The sequence below is a fragment of the Bacillus sp. FSL W8-1202 genome (assembly GCF_038006165.1).
GTDB classification, from domain to species: domain Bacteria; phylum Bacillota; class Bacilli; order Bacillales; family Bacillaceae; genus Bacillus; species Bacillus subtilis.
On record NZ_JBBOUR010000001.1, the window covers coordinates 2,687,670 to 2,713,608 of the forward strand.

Annotated in this window: 26 protein-coding genes; 22 read left to right on the plus strand and 4 right to left on the minus strand. The window is 43.4% G+C overall.

Annotation, left to right across the window (positions count from 1 at the left end; genetic code table 11):
• The first annotated feature begins 255 nt into the window (after positions 1–255).
• Together rsmD and coaD are read left to right on the plus strand one after the other, a co-directional pair.
• Positions 256–810, plus strand: a complete 555-nt coding sequence (gene rsmD / locus NSQ09_RS14045) for a 16S rRNA (guanine(966)-N(2))-methyltransferase RsmD (RefSeq protein WP_017694816.1) — start codon at positions 256–258, stop codon at positions 808–810.
• A 4-nt stretch (positions 811–814) separates the two neighbouring features.
• Positions 815–1,300 carry a pantetheine-phosphate adenylyltransferase gene (coaD, locus tag NSQ09_RS14050; RefSeq protein ID WP_003245283.1) on the plus strand — a complete coding sequence of 162 codons (486 nt, stop codon included), beginning with the start codon at positions 815–817 and terminating at the stop codon, positions 1,298–1,300.
• A 10-nt stretch (positions 1,301–1,310) separates the two neighbouring features.
• Here coaD and spoVV read toward each other — a convergent pair whose 3' ends face one another.
• Entirely contained in the window at positions 1,311–2,537 is a 1,227-nt protein-coding gene (gene spoVV / locus NSQ09_RS14055; protein WP_017694817.1) for a dipicolinic acid transporter SpoVV, read from the minus strand.
• A 180-nt stretch (positions 2,538–2,717) separates the two neighbouring features.
• Here spoVV and NSQ09_RS14060 point away from each other — a divergent pair, with 180 nt between their 5' ends.
• Both NSQ09_RS14060 and ddcP read left to right on the plus strand, forming a co-directional pair.
• Positions 2,718–3,500 carry a patatin family protein gene (locus tag NSQ09_RS14060; RefSeq protein WP_017694818.1) on the plus strand — a complete coding sequence of 261 codons (783 nt, stop codon included), beginning with the start codon at positions 2,718–2,720 and terminating at the stop codon, positions 3,498–3,500.
• Position 3,501: 1 nt separating this feature from the next.
• Complete coding sequence (gene ddcP, locus NSQ09_RS14065) at positions 3,502–4,527, plus strand: protease DdcP (RefSeq protein WP_014476730.1); 1,026 nt, start codon at positions 3,502–3,504, stop codon at positions 4,525–4,527.
• Between the two features lie 16 nt (positions 4,528–4,543).
• Here ddcP and NSQ09_RS14070 read toward each other — a convergent pair whose 3' ends face one another.
• Together NSQ09_RS14070 and NSQ09_RS14075 are read right to left on the minus strand one after the other, a co-directional pair.
• Positions 4,544–5,791, minus strand: a complete 1,248-nt coding sequence (locus NSQ09_RS14070; RefSeq protein WP_003244707.1) for a nucleotidyltransferase — start codon at positions 5,789–5,791, stop codon at positions 4,544–4,546.
• Positions 5,788–5,973: a hypothetical protein gene (locus NSQ09_RS14075; protein ID WP_003232215.1), complete on the minus strand. Its 186-nt coding sequence runs from the start codon at positions 5,971–5,973 to the stop codon at positions 5,788–5,790. The genes NSQ09_RS14070 and NSQ09_RS14075 overlap by 4 nt, the downstream gene beginning before the upstream one ends.
• Positions 5,974–6,000: 27 nt before the next feature.
• Here NSQ09_RS14075 and NSQ09_RS14080 point away from each other — a divergent pair, with 27 nt between their 5' ends.
• From NSQ09_RS14080 to gerR, 3 genes are all read left to right on the plus strand, one after another.
• Positions 6,001–6,519 (plus strand): YceD family protein, encoded by a 519-nt coding sequence (locus NSQ09_RS14080; protein ID WP_014479718.1) that lies wholly within the window; start codon positions 6,001–6,003, stop codon positions 6,517–6,519.
• A 21-nt stretch (positions 6,520–6,540) separates the two neighbouring features.
• Positions 6,541–6,720, plus strand: a complete 180-nt coding sequence (rpmF, locus tag NSQ09_RS14085) for a 50S ribosomal protein L32 (RefSeq protein WP_003154457.1) — start codon at positions 6,541–6,543, stop codon at positions 6,718–6,720.
• Between the two features lie 145 nt (positions 6,721–6,865).
• Positions 6,866–7,447, plus strand: coding sequence for a sporulation specific transcriptional regulator GerR (gene gerR, locus NSQ09_RS14090; RefSeq protein ID WP_015383592.1), 582 nt, complete (start codon positions 6,866–6,868; stop codon positions 7,445–7,447).
• 56 nt (positions 7,448–7,503) lie between these two features.
• Here gerR and NSQ09_RS14095 read toward each other — a convergent pair whose 3' ends face one another.
• The gene (locus tag NSQ09_RS14095; protein WP_014476736.1) at positions 7,504–7,986 is read right to left on the minus strand and encodes an N-acetyltransferase; all 483 of its coding nucleotides are present in this window, start codon (positions 7,984–7,986) and stop codon (positions 7,504–7,506) included.
• Between the two features lie 159 nt (positions 7,987–8,145).
• Between NSQ09_RS14095 and NSQ09_RS14100 the strand changes: the two genes are divergently transcribed.
• The 15 genes from NSQ09_RS14100 to NSQ09_RS14170 all read left to right on the plus strand — a co-directional run bounded on the left by NSQ09_RS14100 (position 8,146) and on the right by NSQ09_RS14170 (position 25,924).
• Entirely contained in the window at positions 8,146–9,042 is an 897-nt protein-coding gene (locus tag NSQ09_RS14100; RefSeq protein ID WP_017694819.1) for a 2-dehydropantoate 2-reductase, read from the plus strand.
• 70 nt (positions 9,043–9,112) lie between these two features.
• Complete coding sequence (gene bshC / locus NSQ09_RS14105; protein ID WP_121591777.1) at positions 9,113–10,732, plus strand: bacillithiol biosynthesis cysteine-adding enzyme BshC; 1,620 nt, start codon at positions 9,113–9,115, stop codon at positions 10,730–10,732.
• A gap of 125 nt (positions 10,733–10,857) precedes the next feature.
• Positions 10,858–11,289 carry a division/cell wall cluster transcriptional repressor MraZ gene (gene mraZ / locus NSQ09_RS14110; RefSeq protein WP_003221402.1) on the plus strand — a complete coding sequence of 144 codons (432 nt, stop codon included), beginning with the start codon at positions 10,858–10,860 and terminating at the stop codon, positions 11,287–11,289.
• A 69-nt stretch (positions 11,290–11,358) separates the two neighbouring features.
• Positions 11,359–12,294, plus strand: a complete 936-nt coding sequence (rsmH, locus tag NSQ09_RS14115; RefSeq protein WP_015715844.1) for a 16S rRNA (cytosine(1402)-N(4))-methyltransferase RsmH — start codon at positions 11,359–11,361, stop codon at positions 12,292–12,294.
• Between the two features lie 39 nt (positions 12,295–12,333).
• Entirely contained in the window at positions 12,334–12,687 is a 354-nt protein-coding gene (gene ftsL, locus NSQ09_RS14120; RefSeq protein WP_003232200.1) for a cell division protein FtsL, read from the plus strand.
• A gap of 5 nt (positions 12,688–12,692) precedes the next feature.
• Positions 12,693–14,834, plus strand: coding sequence for a penicillin-binding protein 2B (gene pbpB / locus NSQ09_RS14125; protein WP_041057388.1), 2,142 nt, complete (start codon positions 12,693–12,695; stop codon positions 14,832–14,834).
• Positions 14,835–14,950: 116 nt separating this feature from the next.
• Positions 14,951–16,891, plus strand: a complete 1,941-nt coding sequence (locus tag NSQ09_RS14130; protein ID WP_014479725.1) for a stage V sporulation protein D — start codon at positions 14,951–14,953, stop codon at positions 16,889–16,891.
• A 175-nt stretch (positions 16,892–17,066) separates the two neighbouring features.
• Entirely contained in the window at positions 17,067–18,551 is a 1,485-nt protein-coding gene (locus NSQ09_RS14135; protein ID WP_003245326.1) for a UDP-N-acetylmuramoyl-L-alanyl-D-glutamate--2,6-diaminopimelate ligase, read from the plus strand.
• Between the two features lie 111 nt (positions 18,552–18,662).
• Positions 18,663–19,637 (plus strand): phospho-N-acetylmuramoyl-pentapeptide-transferase, encoded by a 975-nt coding sequence (mraY, locus tag NSQ09_RS14140; RefSeq protein WP_003232192.1) that lies wholly within the window; start codon positions 18,663–18,665, stop codon positions 19,635–19,637.
• Positions 19,638–20,993, plus strand: a complete 1,356-nt coding sequence (gene murD / locus NSQ09_RS14145) for a UDP-N-acetylmuramoyl-L-alanine--D-glutamate ligase (RefSeq protein ID WP_015383601.1) — start codon at positions 19,638–19,640, stop codon at positions 20,991–20,993. It abuts the gene before it with no gap.
• A gap of 60 nt (positions 20,994–21,053) precedes the next feature.
• Positions 21,054–22,154 (plus strand): stage V sporulation protein E, encoded by a 1,101-nt coding sequence (gene spoVE / locus NSQ09_RS14150; protein WP_003244810.1) that lies wholly within the window; start codon positions 21,054–21,056, stop codon positions 22,152–22,154.
• A 122-nt stretch (positions 22,155–22,276) separates the two neighbouring features.
• On the plus strand, positions 22,277–23,368 hold the full coding sequence (gene murG / locus NSQ09_RS14155; RefSeq protein ID WP_017694823.1) for an undecaprenyldiphospho-muramoylpentapeptide beta-N-acetylglucosaminyltransferase: 1,092 nt from the start codon (positions 22,277–22,279) through the stop codon (positions 23,366–23,368).
• A 31-nt stretch (positions 23,369–23,399) separates the two neighbouring features.
• The gene (murB, locus tag NSQ09_RS14160; protein WP_003232182.1) at positions 23,400–24,311 is read left to right on the plus strand and encodes a UDP-N-acetylmuramate dehydrogenase; all 912 of its coding nucleotides are present in this window, start codon (positions 23,400–23,402) and stop codon (positions 24,309–24,311) included.
• Between the two features lie 129 nt (positions 24,312–24,440).
• A complete protein-coding gene (divIB, locus tag NSQ09_RS14165; RefSeq protein WP_069837492.1) occupies positions 24,441–25,232 on the plus strand; it encodes a cell division protein DivIB in 792 nt (263 codons plus the stop codon).
• A complete protein-coding gene (locus tag NSQ09_RS14170) occupies positions 25,229–25,924 on the plus strand; it encodes a DUF881 domain-containing protein (RefSeq protein ID WP_014476745.1) in 696 nt (231 codons plus the stop codon). Before divIB ends, NSQ09_RS14170 begins: the two co-directional genes overlap by 4 nt.
• Positions 25,925–25,939: the final 15 nt, after the last annotated feature.

A 25,939-nucleotide genomic window follows, 5' to 3' on the forward strand; every position in this document is an offset into this window, starting at 1 on the left:
AGGGAGAGGAGAAACCGGAGGAAGAACTTATGGGGAAACGTAAGTCTTCTCCGCGGTTGGCAACAACATCCTCTAGATGCTGTTGCTTATAGTATGGACAAGGATCATGCTGCCTATACACCTGTTTATCAAGATTAGCGTTCATTGTTTGGAAGAATGCTTTATGTTAAGATAGGATTGATTTTTTTCTATGTACATAGCGGCGTCCGGCCGAATAAAGAAACAAAATAGCTTTTAGAAAAAGTGGTGTGGAACATGAGAGTAATTTCTGGATCAAAAAAAGGCCGTTCACTAAAGGCTGTACCCGGAACATCAACAAGACCGACAACCGACAAAGTGAAGGAATCCATTTTCAATATGATCGGCCCTTATTTTGACGGGGGCAGGGGACTTGACTTATTCGCAGGGAGCGGAGGTCTTGGAATCGAAGCGCTTTCACGCGGGTTTGAGCATTGTATATTCGTTGACCGTGATTTTAAAGCGATTCAAACGGTAAAATCTAATTTGAAAACGCTGGAGCTTACAAAACAAGCACAGGTATACCGCAATGATGCGGAACGTGCTTTGCACGCTGCTGCTAAAAGAGAAACCGGCTTTCGCGGAATTTTTCTCGATCCGCCGTATAAGGAACAAAAGCTGAACGCGCTTTTAACGATGATTGACGAATATCAAATGCTGGAAGAAGACGGCTTTATCGTCGCTGAGCATGACAGAGAGGTCGAGCTTCCCGAAACCGTAGGAGAACTTGTGATGACAAGAAGAGAAACCTATGGGCTTACAGGTGTGGCGATTTATAAAAAGAGGGGGTAGTGAGGTGGCGAGTATAGCTGTCTGTCCCGGCAGTTTTGATCCGGTGACCTACGGGCATCTGGACATCATCAAACGCGGGGCGCATATTTTTGAACAAGTGTATGTATGTGTGCTGAATAATTCTTCAAAAAAGCCTTTGTTCAGTGTGGAAGAACGGTGTGAGCTTCTGAGAGAAGTCACAAAAGACATTCCGAACATAACAGTTGAAACATCGCAAGGCCTGTTAATTGATTATGCAAAAAGAAAAAATGCGAAAGCGATTTTAAGAGGCTTGAGAGCTGTATCTGATTTTGAATACGAGATGCAGGGGACATCAGTAAACCGGGTGCTTGATGAATCTATTGAGACGTTTTTTATGATGACAAACAATCAATATTCGTTTCTAAGTTCAAGCATCGTAAAAGAAGTGGCAAGATACAACGGCTCGGTATCAGAGTTTGTACCGCCGGAAGTAGAGCTGGCGCTTCAGCAAAAATTCAGACAAGGATGAGGGTTTTGACTCATCCTTTTTTTGTTCCGTTTGTCAGTCTGTAAGAAAAAATGATAATGTACGTAAACAGCGCGCATAGTGTGACAGCAGGTCCGATCTGCACAAGCAGATTCCAGCCGTTTATAAAGGCAGTTGGCATGTCACTGCTGTTAAGAGATTTAAATACATACTGATACGGATCATGCCATGCCGTGTAAAGAGGTTTCCATAAAAGCATGACGAAGACAGCGGCATAAACGCCCTGCAGCAAACGTGCGATAAAGAATGGTTTAAATCTAATGTCGGTTTCCGATAAAATACCTGCCACCTGAGCTTGTACGGAAAAGCCGCTAAACCCGAGAATAAAGCTGACGATAATGGCTTTTTGCAGAAGAGAAACATCTGTCTCGCTGACAAGCTTGCTGCCTAATGTAATTTCAAACATCCCTGATAAAAGCGGAATGTCCAATTGAGTCGGAAGCTGAAACAAAGTCAGTGCTCCTTTTGTGAAAACAGACAAAACATCAGTCAGCTGGACCACTGACAACAGCCGATTGAAGACAGAAAATAAAATAATAAAGCCGCCTATCATAAGAAGCGTTTGAACAGAAGACGTCACGGCGTCTCCTAAAATTTTGCCCAAAGGCCGTTTTTCTGCAAGTCTGGCGGTATGAAGAGCGTGTAAAGCATCTTTGACTGAAGGGAAAGGTATCGTTTTCTTTCTTTTGAGATGCTGCTCTTCCTTGCGGCCATAGGAACGCATTGTTAAACCGACAGCCAGATTCCCCAAATAGTGTGCAGAAGCTAATAAAATGCCTAGTGACGCGTTTTGAAAGAAACCGACGGCAACAGCGCCGAAAATAAAGAGCGGGTTTGAAGAATTGGTAAACGACGCGAGCCGTTCTGCCTCTACTCTTGAAATCTGATTTTCCTGCCGCAGACGGGCAGTGAGTTTTACTCCCGCTGGGTTTCCTGATGCCATTCCCATAGCAAGAACGAAGCCGCCGACACCCGGCACGCGAAAGATCGGCCGCATAAAAGGCTCAAGCAAAACACCGACAAATCGCACAATGCCAAAGCCGATTAAGAGTTCGGACAGAATAAAAAATGGCAGCAATGACGGAAACACAACCTCCCACCACATAGACAGCCCGGTTTTAGAGGCTTCGAATGAGGCCTGTGGATGTGAGATGACAGTCGCTGTTAAAAAAAGAAAAAACGAGGCAATCAAAAGTGTATTAATCTTCGACAAGTTCATTCTTACCTCCCCGATGCTAAAAATGCCCAATGACATGTATATCATGATAAAATAATGTATGATGTAAAACGGCCAAGCAGTACCTGTCCTCTTGATTCTTTGTACTAATATACGAGCATAGGCGTTCAGTTTAGACCATAGAATTCGGTATACAGGGAATTCAGGCAGGAGGTTAACGCTTTGGCCAAACCTAAAATCGGGTTAGCGTTAGGATCGGGAGGGGCCAGAGGGCTTGCTCATCTCGGTGTGCTTTCCAGTTTACATAAGCACCAAATTGAAGTGGATATGATTGCAGGAAGCAGCATGGGCGCTTTGGTGGGCAGTTTTTACGCCGCCGGACATGACGTGGCAACGATGAAAAAAGTAGCCAAAGCCTTTAAACGAAGGCTTTATGCTGATTATACGGTGCCGAAGCTCGGTTTTTTAAAAGGTGACCGCGTCAGACAGCTTGTGCATGCTTATACATTCGGAAAACCGATTGAAGAGCTCCAAATCCCGCTGGGCATTGTTGCGTGTGATCTACAGACGGGAGAAAAGATTGTGTTCCGAAAAGGATCAGTGTCAGATGCAGTGAGGGCCAGCATCAGCATCCCGGGTATCTTTATTCCGCAGCGGCTGGACGGACGCCTTCTTGTAGACGGCGCGGTCGTCGATCGAATTCCGGTTTCTGTTGTGAAAGACATGGGAGCTGATATTATCATCGCTTCGGATGTTTCCAGGGTTCGAAAAACTGAAACAGCAGTGCATATTTTTGATGTGATTATGCAAAGTATGGATATACTGCAAAATGAATTAGTGCGGCATCAAACAATTGCCGCAGATATCATGATTCGCCCTTCCCTTGAAACATACAGCTCAAGCTCGTTTGCCAATATTGAAGAAATGATATCGGCAGGCGAAGAGGCGACAAACCGAATGATCAGCAAGATAAGAAAAGAAATAGAGAATTGGGAGGACTCATAATTTGCTACGTAAAAAACATTTTAGCTGGATGCTCGTCATCCTCATACTGATCGCCGTTTTATCATTTATAAAACTTCCATACTATATTACAAAACCGGGAGAAGCGACAGAGCTTGCTTCATTGATAAAAGTGGAGGGAGGCTACCCGGAAAAAGGAAGCCTGTCCTTAATGACTGTTAAAGTGGGACCGGCTAATCCGTTTACATATGTGTGGGCAAAGATGCACCCTTATTATGAAATTGTTCCTGATGAGAGCATTAAGGAGGAAGGCGAGTCAGATAAGGAGTATATGAAAAGACAGCTCCAAATGATGAAAAGTTCGCAAGAAAATGCGGTTATAGCCGCCTATCAAAAGGCAGGAAAAAAAGTCAGCTATTCCTTTAACGGCATATACGCAAGCTCAGTTGTAGAAAACATGCCGGCAAAAGGGAAAATAGAAGTCGGTGATAAAATCATCAGCGCAGACGGCAAAAACTATCAGTCTGCTGAAAAGCTGATTGATTATATCAGCAGCAAAAAAGCGGGAGATAAAGTCACGTTAAAGATCGAAAGAGAAGAAAAAGAAAAGCGTGTCACCCTTACGTTAAAACAATTTCCTGATGAGCCGGATCGGGCAGGAATCGGAGTTTCGCTTTATACAGACAGAAACGTGAAGGTAGAGCCTGATATTGATTTTGAAATCGAAAATATTGGCGGCCCGTCAGCAGGGTTAATGATGTCCCTTGAAATCTATAATCAGCTGACAAAACCAGACGAAACAAAAGGCTACGATATTGCGGGAACAGGTACCATTGATGTTGACGGAAAAGTAGGCCCGATCGGCGGCATTGATCAAAAAGTCGTCGCCGCAGACAAAGCCGGAAAAGACATTTTCTTCGCGCCAAATCAAAACGGCGCCAGCAATTCCGATTATAAGAACGCAGTAAAAACAGCAAAAGATATTGATTCAGATATGAAGATTGTGCCTGTTGATACCATGCAGGATGCAATTGATTATTTGAATAAGCTGAAAGCGAAAAGCACCTGATTCTCAGGTGCTTTTTCTATACATTTAAAAAGTGTTGTTCATCTTCATCATATCGAATCGGTGCATGTCCGTATTCCTGCAGGTCAAACTCAGTTCTCAGCGGCTCTTCTATTGGCAGGCTGTAAATCCTGCTTGCTTTTACGTCCAGATCGAGAGCTGGATGGGAGAAAGAGGACAGTTTGCTGACAAGCGGAACAGACAGTGCTTTTTTCTTTTCGGATAAATAAGCCTGTCCTTTTTTCGTCATGCCGAGAAGCCTGATATACGGCGCCTTATCGTTGTCAAGCAGCTTTTGCATATCCTGTTTTTTTGTTCTGGTTAAAATGTGTGTATTCATCCGCTGGAGCCTTGTCCACGTATAGCGTTTTGTTTTCAGCAGTTCCATAAATTCCTGATAGGAGCTGGATTTTCTGATCGAACGAATAATTCTGTGCTCTAAACCTTCCTCCACCTCGTATACTTGCTGTAATTCCCGTGCCGTTACAGTTGAAAGGCTGTATTTTAAGTAAGAAAAGTAGCTTTCAGGTGTATGCCACAATCCGAAAGATTTGCGGTAAGCTGCTAATTCACGTGCAGATGCAGCAGGGAGAAAACGAAGGCAGGCTTCGAGATTCTGGCCAATCATCGCTTTTCTAATGCTTGTGGCACTTGCTATATGGTTTTCGCCTTCAGGGAGATCGGCATCATGATAGTCCGAAGAGATTCGTGCCGTAGTATAAGGTTTCATAGGATATCCCCCGGTTAGAATCGAGGTCACATACTGGTATCCCAAAATGTTATTTGGTTTTGACAAGTCAAGTGCACTTTCAGTATGCAAAATGGAGCTGAAGGCGATAGCCGCCGCTGCTGGGTAACTGGCCCCCTTTTTAAGTTCTTCTTTAATTCGGTCATTCAATATATGTTTATGCTCATCAATAAGCTGTGCTGTTTCTAAAAAAGGCTTGATATCCCCATTTTCACTCCCGAAAAACAGCGCCTCACATTCAAGTTCGTTCAGGATGGAAACACTGCCGCGTGCAAAAATGTCTGCTTTTTGCACGGCATAAAGATAAGGCAGCTCAATGACAAGATCAACTCCGCTTTGCAGCGCCATTTTTGTTCGGGCCCATTTTGATACAACAGCGGGTTCCCCGCGCTGTAAAAAATGTCCGCTCATGACCGCGACAGCCGTGTCACATCCGGTTTGCAGCTTTGCTGTTTGGGCATGATAAAGGTGACCGTTATGAAAGGGATTATATTCAACCACCAATCCGACAGCTTTCATATTTTTTCCGCCTTTCTTGCTATGTTTAAAAACGTATGGTACATTTGCAAATGAAAACTCTTACGCCTTATTTTTGTTTTAAGTGTATGCATAGCATATTCCGCTGTCAACGATACTTCAATGGCAGCATTATGCTGTAAAGAAAAAATATTGACAAAAACAATCTTAAAAGCTATAATCATGTTTGTTGCTTTCCTGAGGTGATACAAATGAAATGGACGATTTATCAGCTGCATCAAATGCCAAAACAAAGTTTTGAGTTTGATGAAACAGTTGAGTTAAATGAGCTGACAAAGCTGAATTCTGACATTCGCCGCATTTCTCCCGTCCGGGTGAAGGGCAGAGCGGATATCAAATCCAAACAGGTTTCGTTTGATTTTACAATTTCAGGCGAAATGATTTTGCCATGCTCAAGAACACTCGTTGATGTCCCGTATCCATTTGAAATTTCAACAAAAGAACTGTTTATATTTCATCACACGGATGATATAGAAGATGATGACGTTCACATTGTTGAGGACGATACTATCGACTTAACTCCGATCGTGAAAGAAGAAATTCTTTTAGAAATCCCTATGCAAATCTTTTGTGAATCTGAACAAGAAAAAGGAGCTGCTCCTCAAGAAGGAAAGGATTGGCAAGTCATTTCGGAAGAAGACAAGAAGAATCAAGTTGATCCGAGACTTGCAGCCCTTGAAAAGCTCTTAAAACAAGATGATGAATCTTAACTCTTTAAGGAGGTGGGAATAATGGCTGTACCTTTTAGAAGAACTTCTAAAATGAAGAAAAGATTGCGCCGTACACATTTCAAACTTAATGTACCTGGTATGACAGAATGTCCGTCATGCGGAGAGATGAAGTTGTCTCACCGTGTATGCAAAGCATGCGGATCATACAACGGCAAAGACATAAATGTAAAAAGTAACTAATGAGAAAAGCGCAGGGTGAAAGCCCTGCGCTTTTTCTTTTTCTCTTCCTGTCAGCTTGCGGAAAATTTGTGAGTGCAAATAGTCTATCTAATCTATTACCGGCATATGTATGAGATAAATAAGCTGACATGGAGGGAGATTGAATTTGACCATTACAAGACAAGATGCTTGGACTCAGGATGAGGATTTGCTGCTGGCAGAAGTGGTGCTTCGTCATATTCGAGAGGGAGGAACACAGCTCTCAGCCTTTGAGGAGGTAGGAAGGGCGCTGACCAGAACCGCGGCAGCCTGTGGTTTCAGGTGGAACTCGTATGTGAGAAAACAATACCAGTCAGGTATAGAGCTTGCAAAAAAGCAAAGGAAAGAACTGAGAAAGCAAATCGGCGTTCATTCGGTCAATATGCCGAATTCCATGAAGCAGACTGCCTCGGCATCGTCGGAAGGAAAACGAGATTTGTCCATTCAGGATGTCATTCAATTTCTCGAACAATTCAAAGAAGCACCGTCTGCACAAGAATTTCAGCTTGAAAGGGAAAAATTGAAGGAGCAAATTCAATCGCTGCAAAAAGAGCTTGAGGATTTGCGGAGTGAAAATCAGACATTGCGGAATCAGCTAGAGATGACAGAAGAGGATTACAAGGCACTGATCGATATCATGGATCGGGCCAGAAAAATGGTTGTTTCGAAGGAAGACGGAAGAATGAAAAAAGCGGCTCAAGAAACGTAAAGAAACGCCTGAAATGAACCGGCCCTATAGTAAGAATAGGCCGGTTGTTTTGATTTCTATGCAGACTCTCCCGGTGTCATTTCATGATCCATATCAGGATGCCAGATGAGCGGGTTTTCCCCTTTGTCCCGCGCCATATCATACTTAACAGTTTTAAAGTTCATTTTGTTCCAAAATTCCGCTGATTTCATTCTCGGATTTGTCCGGATCGGCATTTTGAATGATTTTGCAAATTCAACCAAGGCTCTCCCGTATCCCCTGTTCTGGTAGCCCGGAAGAACCTCAAGCTTCCACAGCTCCAAATAATCCTGGCGGTTGTCAAAATAGGGATTCGATTTGCCGTTAACTTGATACAGGCTCATTCGTGCTACAAGTTTATCGCCAAAATAAATCCCGTAAAAAGGCGAGGTGCTGTCATTTTCAATAATATTATCCTGAAGTTCTTCAAGCATTGAAAGCTCCTGAATGCCGTATTCTTTGAATTTCTTGAATTCTTCCAGCGTTTTATAGTTGATAAGCAGACGTTCTACCTTTGTCAAACAAATCTCCCCCTTTGTTGTTTCTGTATATATTGTAAACGCTTTATTTAAAAAATCCAAATATTTAAACTTTAATTTTAAGCACATGGGATCTTTGAGAAGTAATTTCTTCTTACTTCTGCTATGATAATACGTAAATGCTAAATTGGGTGTGACATCATGAAAATTGGAATTATCGGCGGAGGCTCCGTCGGTCTTTTATGCGCCTATTATTTGTCACTTTATCACGACGTGACTGTTGTGACGAGGCGGCAAGAACAGGCTGCGGCCATTCGGTCTGAAGGAATCCGGCTTTATAAAGGCGGGGAGGATTTCAGGGCTGATTGCAGTGCGGACACGAGTATCGATTCGGACTTTGACCTGCTTGTCGTGACAGTGAAGCAGCATCAGCTTCAGTCTGTTTTTTCGTCGCTTGAACGGATCGGGAAGACGAATATATTATTTTTGCAAAACGGCATGGGGCATATCCACGACCTAAAAGACTGGCACGTTGGCCATTCCATTTATGTTGGAATCGTTGAGCACGGAGCTGTAAGAAAATCGGATACAGCTGTTGATCATACAGGCATAGGTGCGATAAAATGGAGCGCGTTCGACGATGCTGAACCAGACCGGCTGAACATCATGTTTCAGCATAACCATTCGGATTTTCCGATTTATTATGAGACGGATTGGTACCGTCTGCTGACGGACAAGCTGATTGTAAATGCGTGTATTAATCCTTTAACTGCGTTATTGCAGGTGAAAAATGGAGAACTGCTGACAACGCCAGCTTATCTGGCTTTTATGAAGCTGGTATTTCAGGAGGCATGCCGCATTTTAAAACTTGAAAATGAAGAAAAGGCTTGGGAGCGGGTTCAGGCTGTTTGTGGACAAACGAAAGAGAATCGTTCATCAATGCTGGTTGACGTCATTGGAGGCCGGCAGACGGAAGCTGACGCCATTATCGGATACTTATTGAAGGAAGCAAGTCTTCAAGGTCTTGATGCCGTCCACCTAGAGTTTTTATATGGCAGCATCAAAGCATTGGAGCGAAATACAAACAAAGTCTTTTGAGCTTTTTCGGTAACATGCTATACTCATTTCGGATCACTAACTATTTATTGGAGAAAGGAAGTTCTAGAAGATGCAGCTAACTGAACTTTCCATCAAAAATCAGAATGTGTTTGTACAGCACTATATAGATGGCAAAGAAGAAATGTCTTCTTTTTTTGATTACAGTATTCATCATAAGGACATGTGGCGCGAAAGACTGGAAGACTTATCTTCCCGGTTTTTCGCAAGAGAGGAATTGGCGGCGTACTTAACCTCTTACCATAATAAATTCGGTTCAAGTGCGATGCAGTCTGCTATTGAGAAGCTGAAGGATCCGTCAAGTGCCGCTGTAGTCGGCGGACAGCAGGCAGGACTTTTAACAGGACCGCTTTACACCATACATAAAATCATTTCAATCATTGTTTTAGCAAAGCAACAAGAAAAGGAACTGCAAGTGCCTGTCATACCAATCTTCTGGGTGGCTGGAGAAGACCACGATTTGGATGAGATTAATTTTGTTCACACATCTGAAGAGAATGGGCCTGTGAAAAAAAAGCTGCCTCAGTCTTATTGGAAGAAATCATCAGCAGCGAGTACATCGCTTGATCAGGAAAAGTGTGCCGCGTGGATAGATGATGTTTTTGCCGCTTTTGAAGAAACAGACCATACGAATACACTTCTAGACAATGTGAAACGATGTTTAAGGGAATCTGTTACGTTTACTGACTTCTTTGAACTGCTGATCGCGGATTTGTTCCAAGAAGAGGGCTTAGTTTTATTAAATTCTGGAGATCCGGGGATTAAAAAGCTGGAAACGGCCATGTTCCAAAAGATTCTTCGAGAAAATGATGAACTCGCCCGGGCTGTATCAGATCAGCAGGCCTTCATGCGTCAAGCAGGCTACAAACCGATTATCGAGTCCGGAAAAGAGCAGGCGAATCTGTTTTATGAATACGAAGAAGAGCGTTTTTTAATTGAAAAAGATAACGGCCGATTTGTCATCAAAGAGCTTGATCTAGGATGGACGATGGATGAACTTCATACACATATAGAAGAACATCCAGAGCGTTTCAGCAACAATGTTGTAACGAGACCGTTAATGCAGGAATTTCTCATTCCGACTTTAGCATTTATTGCAGGGCCTGGAGAAATCAACTATTGGGGCGAGCTCAAACAGGCTTTTGCGGTGATGGGCTTCAAAATGCCTCCTGTCATGCCAAGGCTGAACATTACGATACTTGAGCGGCATATTGAGAAAAAACTGGCTGAACGGAATATCTCGTTACAAGACGCGATTGAGCGCGGTACGGAGAATCAAAGAGAGTCATACTTCGAGCGCCAGATTCCGGAAGAGTTTACGGCGGTGATGGATCAGGCGAAAAGCCAAATTGAAGCGATTCACAAAACAGTCCGGCAGGAGGCGTTAAAGGTTGATCAAAGCATGGAACCTTTACTCCTGAAAAATGCCGCTTTTATTCAGGATCAGCTTCAATTCTTAGAGCGCACGGTGACGAAGCGAATTGAAGAAAAAGAAGGCTACGTCTTGAAGGATTATGAAAGAATTCAAAATAGCATTAAGCCGCTGCTTGCGCCGCAGGAACGTATTTGGAATATTATGTATTATTTGAACAGGTACGGTCCAAAATTCTTCACGACATTCAAGAATCTGCCATTTTCTTTTCAAAATCAACATCAAGTTGTCAAACTTTGAAATAAAGTTTTAAAGAACCCTGACTAGTTCAGGGTTTTTTTTTATGGGTAAACAGTGTAAAATGAAGTTGTGGAGCGAAGTGGTGAATAGTGGTGAGTTAAGGAGAGAAAGTGGGGCAAGAGATCATGTTTATGGGTGAATATCAGCATACCATCGATGCGAAAGGCCGCATGATCGTACCCGCTAAATTCAGAGAAGGCCTGGGTGAGCAATTTGTGCTGACTAGAGGACTTGACCAATGTCTCTTCGGCTACCCTATGCACGAATGGAAACAAATTGAAGAAAAACTAAAAGCTCTTCCTCTCACAAAGAAAGATGCCCGCGCGTTTACCCGTTTCTTCTTTTCAGGGGCGACTGAATGCGAACTGGACAAGCAAGGCAGGGTAAATATCGCATCATCTCTATTGAATTACGCCAAACTGGAAAAAGAATGTGTTGTTATCGGGGTTTCTAATCGAATTGAATTGTGGAGTAAAGTAATTTGGGAACAATACACAGAAGAGCAAGAAGATTCATTTGCTGAAATTGCTGAAAACATGATTGGGTTTGATATATAATGATTCTTCGTGTATAACACTCTAAAAACAATTTCAATTCATCCTGATAAAAGGTGGGACCAACACAATATGTTTCAACACAAGACAGTACTTCTTCGTGAAACCGTAGACGGACTCAATATTAAGCCGGACGGTACATATGTAGACTGCACACTCGGCGGAGCTGGGCACAGTACATACTTATTGCAGCAGTTATCCGAGAAGGGGCGTTTAATCGCTTTTGACCAAGATGATACGGCATTACAGCATGCTAAAGAAGTGTTGTCCGATTATAAAGGACAGCTCATTCTGATTAAAAGCAATTTCAGGTATTTAAAAGAATGTTTGAATGAACAAGGCATTACAGAAGTAGACGGCATTTTATTTGATTTAGGGGTGTCCTCTCCGCAGCTGGATACACCGGAGCGCGGATTCAGTTACCATCATGACGCACCGTTGGACATGAGGATGGACCAGTCGGCTACGCTTACGGCGAAAGAAGTCGTTAATGAGTGGCGCTATGAGGATCTCGTCCGTATTTTCTTTAAATACGGAGAAGAGAAGTTCAGTAAACAGATCGCCAGAAAAATTGAGGAGGCAAGAATGAAGTCTCCTATTCAAACTACGGGCCAACTGGTCGATCTAATAAAAGACGCGATTCCCGCTCCAGCGAGAAGGAGCGGCGGACATCCCGCTAAACGCGTGTTTCAGGCAATCAGAATTGCCGTAAACGATGAACTTAGGGTGTTTGAAGAAGCTTTGGAGCAGGCAATTGAGGTTCTGAAGCCAGGGGGCAGGGTATCAGTCATTACCTTCCACTCGCTAGAAGACAGAATTTGCAAAACCACTTTTAAAGAAAAGTCGTCGCTTCCGGAACTTCCTCCGGGGCTTCCTGTTATACCAGAAGAGTTTGAACCGGAGCTGAAGCTCATCACACGAAAACCGATTACGGCATCTCAAGAAGAGCTTGAAGAGAACAACCGGGCTCGTTCTGCCAAGCTTCGGATTGCTGAAAAAAGAAAATAACGAAACGCGAACGCAAAATTAAAAGGAGGTCATCAGCCTATGAGCAATTTAGCTTACCAACCAGAGAAACAGCAGCGGCATGCGATCAGTCCTGAGAAAAAAGTGATTGTCAAGAAAAGGGCTTCCATTACTCTCGGAGAAAAAGTGCTTCTTGTCCTCTTTGCTGCGGCGGTGCTCAGCGTATCGCTTTTGATCGTATCGAAGGCGTATGCGGCATATCAAACCAATATTGAGGTGCAAAAGCTTGAGGAGCAAATTTCATCCGAAAATAAGCAAATTGGTGACCTCGAAAAAAGCGTTGCTGATTTAAGCAAACCGCAGCGCATTATGGACATTGCGAAAAAGAACGGCTTGAATTTAAAAGATAAAAAAGTGAAAAACATACAGGAATGATTCAAATGCCAAAAAAGAATAAATTTATGAATAGAGGAGCAGCGATTCTAAGTATTTGTTTCGCTCTCTTTTTCTTTGTCATCCTGGGGAGAATGGCATATATTCAAATAACCGGAAAAGCGAATGGCGAAGTGCTTGCGACAAAAGCGACAGAGCAGCATGAAAAGAAACGGACCATCGAAGCGAGCCGCGGCTCGATTTTAGACCGAAAAGGAAAAGTCATTGCAGAGGACACAGCGACGTATAAACTGATTGCGATTCTCGATAAAAAAATGACCACTGATGTCAAGCATCCTCAGCATGTTGTAAACAAAGAAAAAACGGCAGAAGCATTGTCTAAAGTGATAAACTTGGACAAGGCCGACATCCTTGATATCTTAAATAAAGATGCAAAACAAGTCGAGTTTGGATCAGCTGGCCGGGATATTACGTATTCACAAAAGCAAAAAATTGAAAAAATGAAACTCCCGGGCATTTCATTTTTGCGGGATACAAAACGCTACTATCCAAATGGTATTTTCGCATCCAATTTAATCGGCTATGCCGAGGTTGATGAAGAAACAAATGAAATTTCCGGCGCGATGGGATTAGAAAACGTGCTGGATAAGTATTTGAAGGAGCGCGACGGATATGTGACATATGAAAGCGACAAATCCGGCTGGGAGCTCCCGAACAGCAAAAATAAAATTACAGCGCCAAAAAATGGTGACAATGTATATTTAACCATTGACCAGAAAATTCAAACCTTTTTAGAAGACAGCATGACAAAAGTAGCGCAAAAGTATAATCCGAAAAAAATCATGGCCGCAGTTGTCGATCCGAAAACAGGCAAAGTCCTTGCCATGGGACAGCGACCAAGCTTTGATCCGAACAAGCGCGATGTGACAAACTACTATAATGATTTGATTTCATATGCGTATGAACCCGGATCAACGATGAAGATATTTACACTCGCTGCTGCGATGCAGGAAAACGTGTTTAATGCGAACGAAAAATATAAATCAGGTACGTTTGAAGTTGGCGGGGAACCTGTCAGGGACCATAATAGAGGTATAGGCTGGGGGCCGACAACCTATCATGACGGCGTCCTTAGATCGTCAAATGTCGCTTTTGCGAAACTGGCGAAAGAAAAGCTGGGATATGACCGTCTTAATCAATATTTACACAAATTCAATTTTTATCAAAAAACAGGTATTGATTTGCCAGGAGAAGTCTCTAGCAAAATCAACTTTAAATATGAATTTGATAAGGCGTCAACCGCATACGGACAAGCGTCTGCAGTCACACCAATTCAGCAGCTTCAGGCCGCAACGGCAATTGCGAATGACGGCAAAATGATGAAACCTTATGTGATTGACCATATCGTTGATCCCGATAAAGATAAAACCATCTATCAAAATAAGCCAGAATCAGCCGGAACCCCAATTTCTGCAAGCACAGCGAAAAAGGTGCGGGATATATTGGGAGAAGTTGTTACGTCGAAAATCGGAACAGGGCAAGCCTATAAAATCGAAGGATTTGATGTTGCCGGGAAAACAGGTACTGCGCAAATAGCCGGTAAAGGCGGATATCTAGACGGAACAGATGACTATATCTTTTCGTTTATGGGTATGGCACCAAAAGATGATCCTGAGCTTTTAATTTATGTTGCTGTACAGCAGCCGCAACTCAAAGCAGGACAAAGCAGTTCAGATCCGGTATCAGAAATCTTCAACCCGACAATGAAAAACAGCCTGCACTACCTGAACATTGAACCAACTGAAAAATCTGACTCAGATAAGGAAGAAACAAAAGCGCAGACAATGCCTGATTTAACAGATCAAACGGTAGCTGCTGCTCAAAAGAAAGCAAAAGAGGAGAATCTCACACCAATTGTCATCGGCAGTGATGTCGCTGTAAAAGAACAGTATCCGAAAGCGGATGAGGAAGTTCTCACCAATCAAAAGGTCTTCCTGAAAACGGGCGGCAAAATCAAAATGCCTGATATGACAGGGTGGTCGAGAAGAGAGGTTCTTCAATACGGCGAGCTCGCGGGAATTCATATTGAAGTAAACGGGCAAGGCTACGCTGTCAGCCAAAGTGTTAAGAAAGACAAAGAAATCAAAGACAAAACCGTAATCAAGGTTAAGTTTAAAAATCCTGATTAAAAAGAAAGCCTGCGTTATGCAGGCTTTCTTTTTTTATGCCTTCAGAGGAGCATCGTTCTACCTGTCCAATTTCAGGCATAAAATGAAACAAGCCTAAATAAGGAGTGAACGGTCTCTTGCGCGTCTCGAATGTAACGGTTAGAAAACGTTTATTATTTGTTTTGCTTTTTGGCGTGATCGTGTTTCTGATCATTGATACAAGGCTGGGGTATGTTCAGTTTGTGATGGGCGAAAAACTGACTTCGCTGGCGAAAGATTCCTGGAGCCGTAACTTGCCGTTTGAGCCGGAGAGAGGCGAGATTCTGGATCGGAACGGTGTGAAGCTGGCAACAAATAAAAGTGCGCCGACCGTATTCGTCGTGCCGCGCCAAGTTCAGAATCCAATGAAAACGAGCAAGCAGCTTGCGGCGGTGCTCAATATGTCAGAAGAAAAAGTATATAAACATGTGACAAAAAAAGCGTCAATCGAAAAGATCACTCCTGAAGGGAGAAAAATTTCAAATGAGAAGGCGAAGGAAATTAAAGCGCTTGATTTAAAAGGTGTGTATGTTGCGGAGGACAGTATCCGTCATTACCCGTTCGGCAGCTTTTTATCTCATGTGCTTGGATTTGCAGGAATTGACAACCAAGGACTCCTTGGATTGGAAGCCTATTACGACGATGATTTAAAAGGGGAAAAAGGTTCTGTCAAGTTTTATACAGATGCCAAGGGTAAAAAAATGCCTGATGAAGCGGATGACTATACGCCGCCTAAGGATGGGCTTGATATGAAGCTGACGGTTGATTCAAAGGTCCAGACGATAATGGAAAGAGAGCTTGATAACGCTGAGGCCAAATATCATCCGGACGGCATGATTGCCGTAGCCATGAATCCGAAAAACGGAGAAATTTTGGGGATGTCTAGCAGGCCTGACTTCGACCCTGCTGATTACCAATCTGTTGATCCGTCCGTCTACAATCGAAACCTGCCAGTATGGAGCACGTATGAACCGGGATCTACCTTTAAAATTATTACACTTGCAGCAGCCCTTGAAGAGCAAAAAGTAAATTTGAAACGGGATCAATTTTATGATAAAGGGCATGCGGAAGTGGACGGAGCGAGACTGCGGTGCTGGAAAAGAGGCGGGCACGGGCTTCAGACGTATCTGGAAGTTGTGCAGAACTCCTGCAACCCGGGGTTTGTTGAATTAGGCGAGCGCTTAGGAAAGGAAAAGCTTTTCAAATATATCAAAGACTTTGGTTTTGGACAAAAAACGGGGATTGATCTCCAAGGCGAGGGAACAGGCATCTTATTCCCGCTTGAGAGAGTGGGCCCGGTGGAGCAAGCAACTACGGCTTTCGGACAGGGAGTATCCGTCACGCCGATTCAGCAAGTTGCAGCAGTATCCGCCGCTGTAAACGGAGGAACGCTCTATACACCTTATATTGCAAAGGAATGGATCGATCCTGTTACGAAGAAAACGGTCAAAAAACAATCACCAATCGCAAAGAAACAAGTCATTTCTGAGGAAACATCCAAACAAATCCGCTATGCTCTAGAAAGCGTCGTCGCAGAAGGAACCGGCCGCAATGCATTTGTAGAAGGATATCGTGTCGGAGGAAAAACGGGAACTGCACAAAAGGTTAAAGATGGAAAATATCTTGAAAACAACCATATTGTATCATTTATCGGTTTCGCGCCAGCTGATGATCCGAGTCTAGTCGTCTACGTTGCGGTGGATAACCCGAAAGGCACGATTCAGTTTGGCGGAACGGTAGCAGCGCCTATTGTCGGAAATATTATGAGAGACAGTCTGCCGGAACTTGGTGTGAAGCTCCGGAAAAATCAAATCGAGAAAAAATACCAATGGAACGACACAAAAACAATAGAAGTTCCGAATGTTGTAGGGATGTCTGTCTCAGATCTTGAGTCACTATTGGTGAATCTCAATGTGGATGCTTCCGGGAAAGGGAGCAAAATCGTTAAACAATCGCCAGCTGCCGGAACGAAAGTAAAAGAAGGCTCAAAGATACGCGTGTATTTGACTGAAGAAGATGAAAAGGAGGCAGCCGATTGATTCGGGCTGCCTATTCTTTTATTGCAGAAAAAATGCTGATATCTTTCAAGATTAGCTGGATGTATCCTTTTATTTACGCTAAAATATGAACTGTATGCTTAAAATCATTACCACATCATTTGATGTGACTTCAATGATAAAAAGAACGAATTAGAATGTTGAGAGGTTTGATACGATGAAACTTACAAAGCTGCTTACATACTTAACAACCGAACCTTCTGTAAACGACTCACAAGACCCTGAAATAACTTCAATTGAGATGGACTCCAGGGAAGTAAAGAAAGGGAGTCTTTTTGTATGTGTAAAAGGGTATACGGTGGATGGCCACGATTTTGCGCAAAAAGCAGTAGAAAACGGTGCAGCGGCTATTGTGGCAGAAAGAGAGGTCGATGTGAATGTTCCTGTTATTATTGTCCGGCAGTCACTTCGCGCGCTCAGCGTTTTGTCTGATGCGTTTTACGGACAGCCGACGAAGAAGCTTCAGCTGATTGGGATAACAGGGACAAACGGCAAAACATCAACGACCCACATGGTCGATGAGATTCTGAAAAAAGCGGGAAAACGCACAGGCTTGATCGGTACAATGTACATGAAAATCGGAGACGAAACACTTCCTGTTAAAAACACGACTCCGGAAAGCGTCACGCTGCAGAAAACGTTTAAGAAAATGAATGACAAGCATGTTGACACTGCAATCATGGAGGTTTCTTCCCACGCTTTGTCTTTAGGACGCGTCCATGGCTGTGATTATGATATTGCCGTGTTTACGAATTTAACACAGGACCATCTGGACTATCATAAAACGATGGATGAGTACCGGCATGCAAAAAGCTTGCTCTTTTCCCAACTTGGCGGGGCTTTCAACCATGAACATCCAAAGCGTGCCGTCCTGAATGCTGACGATGAGGCGAGCGCTTATTTTGAAAAGGTAACAGCTGCGCATATCTCTACATACGGAATTAAAAACGATGCTGATGTGATGGCGAAGAACATCAGTATCACTGCACAGGGCACAAGCTTTGATCTCGTGACAAACAAAGGCACGAAGCACATCACGATGTCTCTCGTCGGACAATTTAATGTGTATAACGTGCTGGCCGCTGTTGCGACATGTATTGCAGCAGGCATACCGTTTGAAATCATCACTGAAGCTGTTGAAGAATTGCATGGTGTAAGAGGCCGTTTTGAATTGGTCAATCAGCAGCAGGAGTTTCCAGTCATTGTAGACTACGCGCACACACCGGACAGCCTTGAAAATGTGCTGGAGACATGCAGAGACATGACGGAAGGAAAGCTATTTGTCGTTGTCGGCTGCGGAGGAGACAGAGATAAGACGAAGCGCCCGAAAATGGCTAAAATTGCTGTGGAGCTGGCTGACGAGCCGATTTTCACGTCAGATAACCCGAGAAGCGAAGATCCTCGCGCGATTTTAAGAGATATGGAAGCCGGAGTAGAGAACGCATACTATCACAGTATTGCAAACCGCGAGCAGGCGATCTTTTTCGCAATTGCCAATGCCAAAAAAGGCGACGTTGTCCTCATTGCGGGAAAAGGACATGAAACCTATCAGCAGATCGGAAATGAAACTTTCGATTTTGATGATGCTGAAGTAGCGGCGAGAGCCATTGTTGAACTCAATAAGAATAAGACGAATTCATAGGAAAGAGATGTTACTGAATAATGGAGCTTGAAAAGATTTTTCATATGGAAAAAAATCATGAATATGATAACTACGTATGTCGTTTGAAAGAAACAGGAGGAGAAAAGGACAATGCTTGAGCAAGTCATTCTGTTTACAATTTTAATGGGGTTTTTAATTAGTGTTCTGCTCTCTCCGATTCTTATTCCGTTTTTAAGAAGATTAAAATTCGGCCAGAGTATTAGAGAAGAAGGACCGAAATCACATCAGAAAAAATCAGGGACACCGACAATGGGCGGGGTCATGATCATACTTTCTATCATAGTGACAACAATTGTTATGACACAGAAGTTTTCAGAAATAAGCCCCGAAATGGTGCTGCTTCTGTTTGTTACGCTAGGCTACGGTTTGCTTGGCTTTTTAGATGATTACATCAAGGTTGTCATGAAGCGCAATCTTGGATTGACATCAAAGCAAAAGCTGATCGGACAAATTATTATTGCAGTTGTATTTTACGCCGTGTATCATTACTACAATTTTGCGACGGATATTCGCATTCCTGGAACTGACTTATCATTTGATCTTGGCTGGGCTTACTTTATCCTTGTGCTCTTTATGCTTGTCGGCGGATCAAACGCAGTTAACCTGACTGACGGCCTTGACGGGTTATTGTCCGGTACTGCGGCGATTGCCTTTGGCGCCTTTGCCATTCTGGCATGGAATCAGTCTCAATATGACGTAGCGATTTTCTCAGTTGCCGTTGTCGGTGCAGTTCTGGGCTTCCTTGTATTTAATGCTCATCCGGCCAAAGTTTTTATGGGAGATACGGGATCGCTTGCATTGGGAGGAGCCATCGTTACCATTGCCATTTTAACGAAATTAGAGATCCTGCTGGTTATCATCGGCGGTGTATTCGTTATCGAGACATTATCTGTTATTTTGCAGGTCATCAGCTTTAAAACGACAGGTAAACGAATCTTTAAAATGAGTCCGCTTCATCACCATTATGAGCTTGTCGGCTGGTCTGAATGGAGAGTAGTCGTGACGTTTTGGGCTGCGGGACTTTTGCTTGCCGTTTTAGGAATTTACATCGAGGTGTGGTTATAAGTGGAAAATGATCAATTTTTACAGAAACAGCATTTTTTAATCCTTGGGCTTGCGAAAAGCGGATATGCGGCGGCCTCCATTCTTCATGAAAAAGGCATTTATGTTGCAGTCAATGACCAAAAGCCTTTTGAAGAAAATGAACCGGCACAAAAGCTTTCTGAAAAAGGAATCGAAGTTGTTTGCGGAGAGCATCCAGTTTCTCTGTTTGATCAGCATCAAATCACGATTCTGATCAAAAACCCGGGAATTCCTTATGAAAATATTATGGTTCAGGAAGCGGAGAAACGAGGCATTCCGGTTTGGACGGAAATTGAGCTCGCTTACTACCTGACCAGCGCCAAGTTTATCGGGATTACCGGATCGAACGGTAAAACGACCACGACAACGCTAATTTACGAAATGCTCAAAGCTGACTCGCAAAAAGCACTGATTGCCGGAAACATCGGCACAGTCGCAAGTGAGGTTGCCTATCATGCTGATGGAGATGAATGGATCGTTACCGAACTGTCTTCGTTTCAGCTGATGGGAACACACGCTTTCAGACCGGAAATCAGCCTGATTTTAAATGTATTTGACGCCCATCTGGATTATCACCATACGCGCGAAAACTATGAAAAAGCGAAACAGAAAGTGTACCTTCATCAGACTGCTTCAGATAAAGCCATTGTCAACCAGGATGATGAAACCGTCGTGCGTCTTGCTGAAGCCGGAAAAGCCGAAATCGTCCCATTTTCAGTCAGCAAAACGCTTGAACAGGGCGCATATGTAAAAGACAGTATGATTATGTTTAACGGCGAAGCCATTCTTCCTCTGGAAGAGGTTGTACTGCCCGGTGCTCATAACCTGGAGAACATTTTAGCAGCTATTGCAGTTGTGAAAACGGCAGGAGCATCCAATGAGGCGGTTAAAAAGGTGCTGACAAGCTTTACTGGTGTGAAGCACCGCCTCCAATATGTCACAACTGTGAATGGCCGCAAATTTTATAACGACAGTAAAGCAACAAACATTCTGGCGACAAGCAAGGCGCTTTCAGCTTTTGATAAGCCGGTCATTCTGCTTGCGGGCGGACTGGATCGTGGAAATGGTTTTGATGACTTGAAACCTTATATGAAACATGTCAAAGCAGTGCTTACATTTGGCCAGACGGCGCCAAAACTCGAGAAACTCGGCAATGAACTGGGAATACAACATGTCAAACGTGTCGATAATGTTGAACAAGCAGTATCTGCGGCGTTTGCGATCTCAAATGAAGGAGATGTCATCCTGCTGTCACCCGCGTGTGCGAGCTGGGATCAATTCAAAACATTTGAAGAACGCGGTGACATGTTTATAGATGCCGTGCATATGCTTAAGTAAGGGCTTGTCTTGAAGTAAATCGGCAGCCCTAATGACTTTAAGCTTGGGGTGTCGATTGCTTTGACTACTAAAAAAACATCGCCTGATTTGTTATTGGTCATCATTACGTTATTATTATTAACAATCGGATTAATTATGGTGTACAGTGCGAGTGCGGTATGGGCGGATTATAAATTTGACGACTCATTCTTTTTCGCGAAACGGCAGCTTTTGTTTGCGGGAATCGGCGTCATTGCTATGTTTTTTATCATGAATGTCGATTATTGGACTTGGAGGACATGGTCCAAATTGCTGATGGTTATCTGCTTTTTCCTTCTGGTGCTTGTTTTGATACCGGGCGTCGGAATGGTGCGGAACGGTTCAAGAAGCTGGATCGGAGTCGGAGCGTTCAGCATACAGCCTTCAGAGTTTATGAAGCTTGCGATGATTGCATTCCTTGCTAAATTTCTCTCTGAAAAACAAAAAAACATCACATCGTTCAGACGGGGGTTCGTCCCCGCACTTGGCATCGTGTTTTCAGCATTTTTGATTATCATGTGCCAGCCTGACCTCGGAACGGGGACAGTTATGGTCGGAACTTGTATTGTCATGATTTTTGTAGCCGGCGCACGGATCGCCCATTTCGTCTTTCTCGGGCTGATCGGCCTCAGCGGATTTGTCGGGCTCGTACTATCGGCTCCATATCGGATAAAGCGGATTACCTCATACTTAAATCCATGGGAAGACCCGCTCGGAAGCGGATTTCAGATCATTCAATCGCTTTATGCAGTGGGGCCCGGCGGGTTGTTCGGAATGGGGCTCGGACAAAGCAGACAGAAGTTCTTTTATCTGCCTGAGCCGCAAACAGACTTTATTTTCGCCATCTTGTCAGAGGAGCTGGGCTTTATCGGGGGAACACTTATTTTGCTCCTCTTCAGCGTCCTGCTGTGGAGAGGAATCAGAATTGCGCTTGGTGCGCCTGATCTGTACGGAAGCTTTGTCGCAGTCGGCATTATTTCAATGATTGCCATTCAAGTCATGATCAATATCGGCGTAGTCACGGGCCTGATTCCTGTAACAGGCATCACGCTCCCGTTTCTGAGCTACGGAGGCTCTTCATTGACTCTAATGCTGATGGCAGTTGGTGTGCTGCTGAATGTAAGCCGCTACTCGAGGTATTAACGAATGTATTTCCAAGCCTCCTGTCTAACATGAAGCTTGGAAACAATTGATGCGATAACCCTGTCCAACAAAACAGGGTTATCGTTATGTTATAGAGAAACTTAGACTGGGGGAAAAAAGAAATGCGAATTGCAATAAGCGGAGGCGGTACAGGGGGACATATTTATCCTGCTCTTGCTTTTATTAAAGAAGTGCAAAGACGTCATCCTAATGTGGAATTTTTATATATCGGAACAGAAAACGGGCTGGAGAAAAAAATTGTTGAGCGGGAGAATATACCGTTTCGTTCAATCGAAATTACAGGATTTAAAAGAAAATTGTCATTTGAAAATGTCAAGACTGTAATGCGTTTTCTGAAGGGCGTCAAAAAGAGTAAATCGTATTTAGCGGAATTTAAGCCCGATGCCGTAATTGGAACGGGCGGTTATGTATGCGGGCCGGTTGTTTATGCCGCTGCGAAAATGGGAATTCCGACTATTGTCCATGAACAAAACAGCCTTCCGGGCATCACGAATAAGTTTCTTTCAAAATATGTTAATAAAGTAGCGATTTGTTTTGAAGAAGCGAAATCACATTTTCCTAGCGAGAAAGTTGTATTTACGGGAAACCCGAGAGCCTCTGAAGTCGTCTCAATAAAGACGGGACGATCAATGGCTGAATTTGGGCTTTCTGAAGAGAAAAAAACGGTCTTAATTTTCGGCGGAAGCCGAGGCGCTGCACCGATTAACCGCGCTGTCATTGACATGCAGGATGCGCTGAAAACAAGAGACTATCAAGTGCTGTATATCACCGGTGAAGTTCACTATGAAAAAGTAATGAATGAGCTGAAAAGCAAGGGTGCCGCTGATAATATGGTCACAAAGCCGTTTCTTCATCAAATGCCTGAGTATTTAAAGGCCATTGATGTCATTGTGGCCAGAGCCGGTGCGACAACGATTGCCGAAATTACTGCTCTCGGAATCCCAAGTGTTCTGATCCCGAGTCCATATGTGACAGCGAATCACCAGGAGGTCAATGCGAGATCTCTCGGCCAGCATGATGCGGCGATTGTACTGAAAGAAACAGAGCTCAGCGGGGAGAAGCTGATTGAAGCGCTAGACCGGATTGTACTGAATGAGCAAACGTTAAAGGAAATGAGCGAACGAACAAAGGCACTTGGTGTTCCTGACGCGGCTGCCCGTTTATACAGCGTACTCGAGGAATTAAAAAAATAGTAGAAAAGCAAATGGAATGCGGAGGTTTACGATGGAGAAAGTGATACAGGAATTAAAAGAACGCGAAGTCGGCAAGGTTCTTGCAAATGAACCGCTCGCGAATCATACAACGATGAAAATCGGCGGACCTGCGGATGTATTGGTCATTCCAAGCAGTGTAGATGCTGTTAAAGACATCATGGACGTGATTAAAAAATATGATGTGAAGTGGACAGTCATCGGCCGCGGATCAAATCTTCTTGTTTTAGATGAAGGAATTAGAGGCGTAGTGATCAAGCTGGGTGCGGGTCTTGACCATTTGGAGCTTGAAGGGGAGCAAGTAACAGTCGGAGGCGGTTATTCAGTGGTCCGCCTTGCTACATCATTGAGCAAAAAAGGTCTGTCCGGTTTGGAATTTGCTGCCGGCATTCCAGGATCAGTCGGCGGAGCGGTTTATATGAATGCCGGCGCTCACGGTTCTGATATGAGCGAGATCCTCGTCAAAGCGCATATTTTATTTGAAGACGGAACGATTGAGTGGCTGACAAATGAGCAGATGGATTTCAGCTATAGGACATCTGTACTGCAAAAGAAACGCCCGGGCGTTTGCCTTGAAGCTGTTTTGCAGCTGGAGCAGAAGGATAAGGAATCAATCGTTCAGCAAATGCAAAGCAATAAAGACTATAGAAAAAATACACAGCCGTATTCAAGCCCTTGTGCGGGAAGCATATTCAGAAATCCGCTTCCGAATCATGCAGGGAACCTTGTAGAAAAAGCAGGCTTGAAAGGATATCAAATCGGCGGTGCAAAGATATCGGAGATGCACGGAAACTTCATCGTCAATGCGGGGGGAGCATCAGCAAAAGATGTGCTTGATCTCATTGACCATGTGAAAAAGACAATCCGTGAAAAATACGAGATTGATATGCACACAGAGGTTGAAATCATCGGCGGAAATCGCTGATTCAAGTTCTGACTGAAGCTGTTCATATGATATACTGTAAGCAAACGACAAACGGCATCATAGTATGCCGTTTGTTTTGGAATAGACAGACTTTTAACAGCTGTTTCATTTGAATGAGGTGAACAGGCAATGAACCCGGGTCAAGACCGAGAAAAAATCGTTAACATTGAAGAGCGGATCCCTAAAATTAAAGAGCAGAGGAAACAAAAGGCAAACCGCCGTCTCATTTCATTTATTATGCTCTTTTTTATTATGGTGCTGATCATTGTGTACCTGCAAACACCAATCAGTAAAGTATCAACAATCTCTGTTACAGGGAATGAAAATGTATCAAAAAAGGAAATTATCGACCTTTCCGATATTAACAGCGGAGATACTGAGTTTTGGAGTTTGGACAAGCGAAAAACAGAAAAGAAGATTCAGCAAAATAAATTAGTGAAAAAAGCGGAGATCAGCAAATCGCTGCCTAATAAAATCAACATTGCAATCGAAGAATATAAAGCGATTGCTTATTTAGAAAAAGACGATGTGTACTATGAAGTGCTTGAAAACGGCTCAGTTCTGCCAAACGAAGTAACGCCGGATGATGCCGGACCGATTTTAGTGAATTGGACAAACCCGAAGAAGCGGTCTCAAATGGCCAAGCAGCTCGATGCGTTGTCAAATTCGTTAAAACAGTCGATTTCAGAAATTTATTATACGCCTGTAAAAATGGATGAAAACCGTATTAAGTTGTACATGAACGACGGTTATGTTGTTACTGCATCTATTAAAACGTTTGCAGACCGAATGAAGACGTATCCTTCTATCATCTCACAGCTAAGCAGCAATAAAAAAGGAATCATTCATTTAGAAGTTGCCACCTATTTTGAAGAGTTTGGGAAAAACGATAAAGCTGCTAAAAAGGAAGATGAAAATTGAGGGGCAAATCAGCAGTCCTTCTTTCCTTGATTATGCTTATCGCAGGCTTTTTGATTTCATTTTCTTTTCAAATGACAAAAGAAAACAACAAAAGCGCGGCTGAGACGGAAGAGTGGAAAAAAGAATATGCGCTGAGAGATGAACTTCTGAAACAAGAGAAAGAAAATAAGAAGCTTGAAAAAGAATTATATCAAAAGCAAAACAAAGTCCGCCAGGCGGAAAATAAGCTGAAGAAAGAGAAGACGGAATACTATAATGTCCTCGAAGATACAGAAAAATACAGGATGTATATTGGGGAAGTCGGTGTGCAGGGAGAAGGCGTTGAGGTGACATTGGAAGATGCGTCATACATACCGGAAGGGGAGAATGTGAATAGTTACATCGTTCACGAAAGCCATATCTTCCAAGTAGTAAACGAACTGTATATCTCAGGAGCGGCGGCTGTCGCCGTTAATGGGCAGCGTTTGACGCATGATTCGTATATCAAATGCAATGGTCCTGTGGTAACGGTAGACGGGGTGCAGCATCCCGCTCCGTTTACGGTATCCGCTATTGGAGATCCAGATGTCCTGCTGCCCTCGTTAAATATCGCAGGAGGCCTAATTGATCAGTTGTCAATGGATCATATTTCTGTTTCGGCAGAAAAAGAGAAAAACGTACAAATGAAACCGATTCTGAAAACGAAGGAATGACTGAAAAAGCGGGTG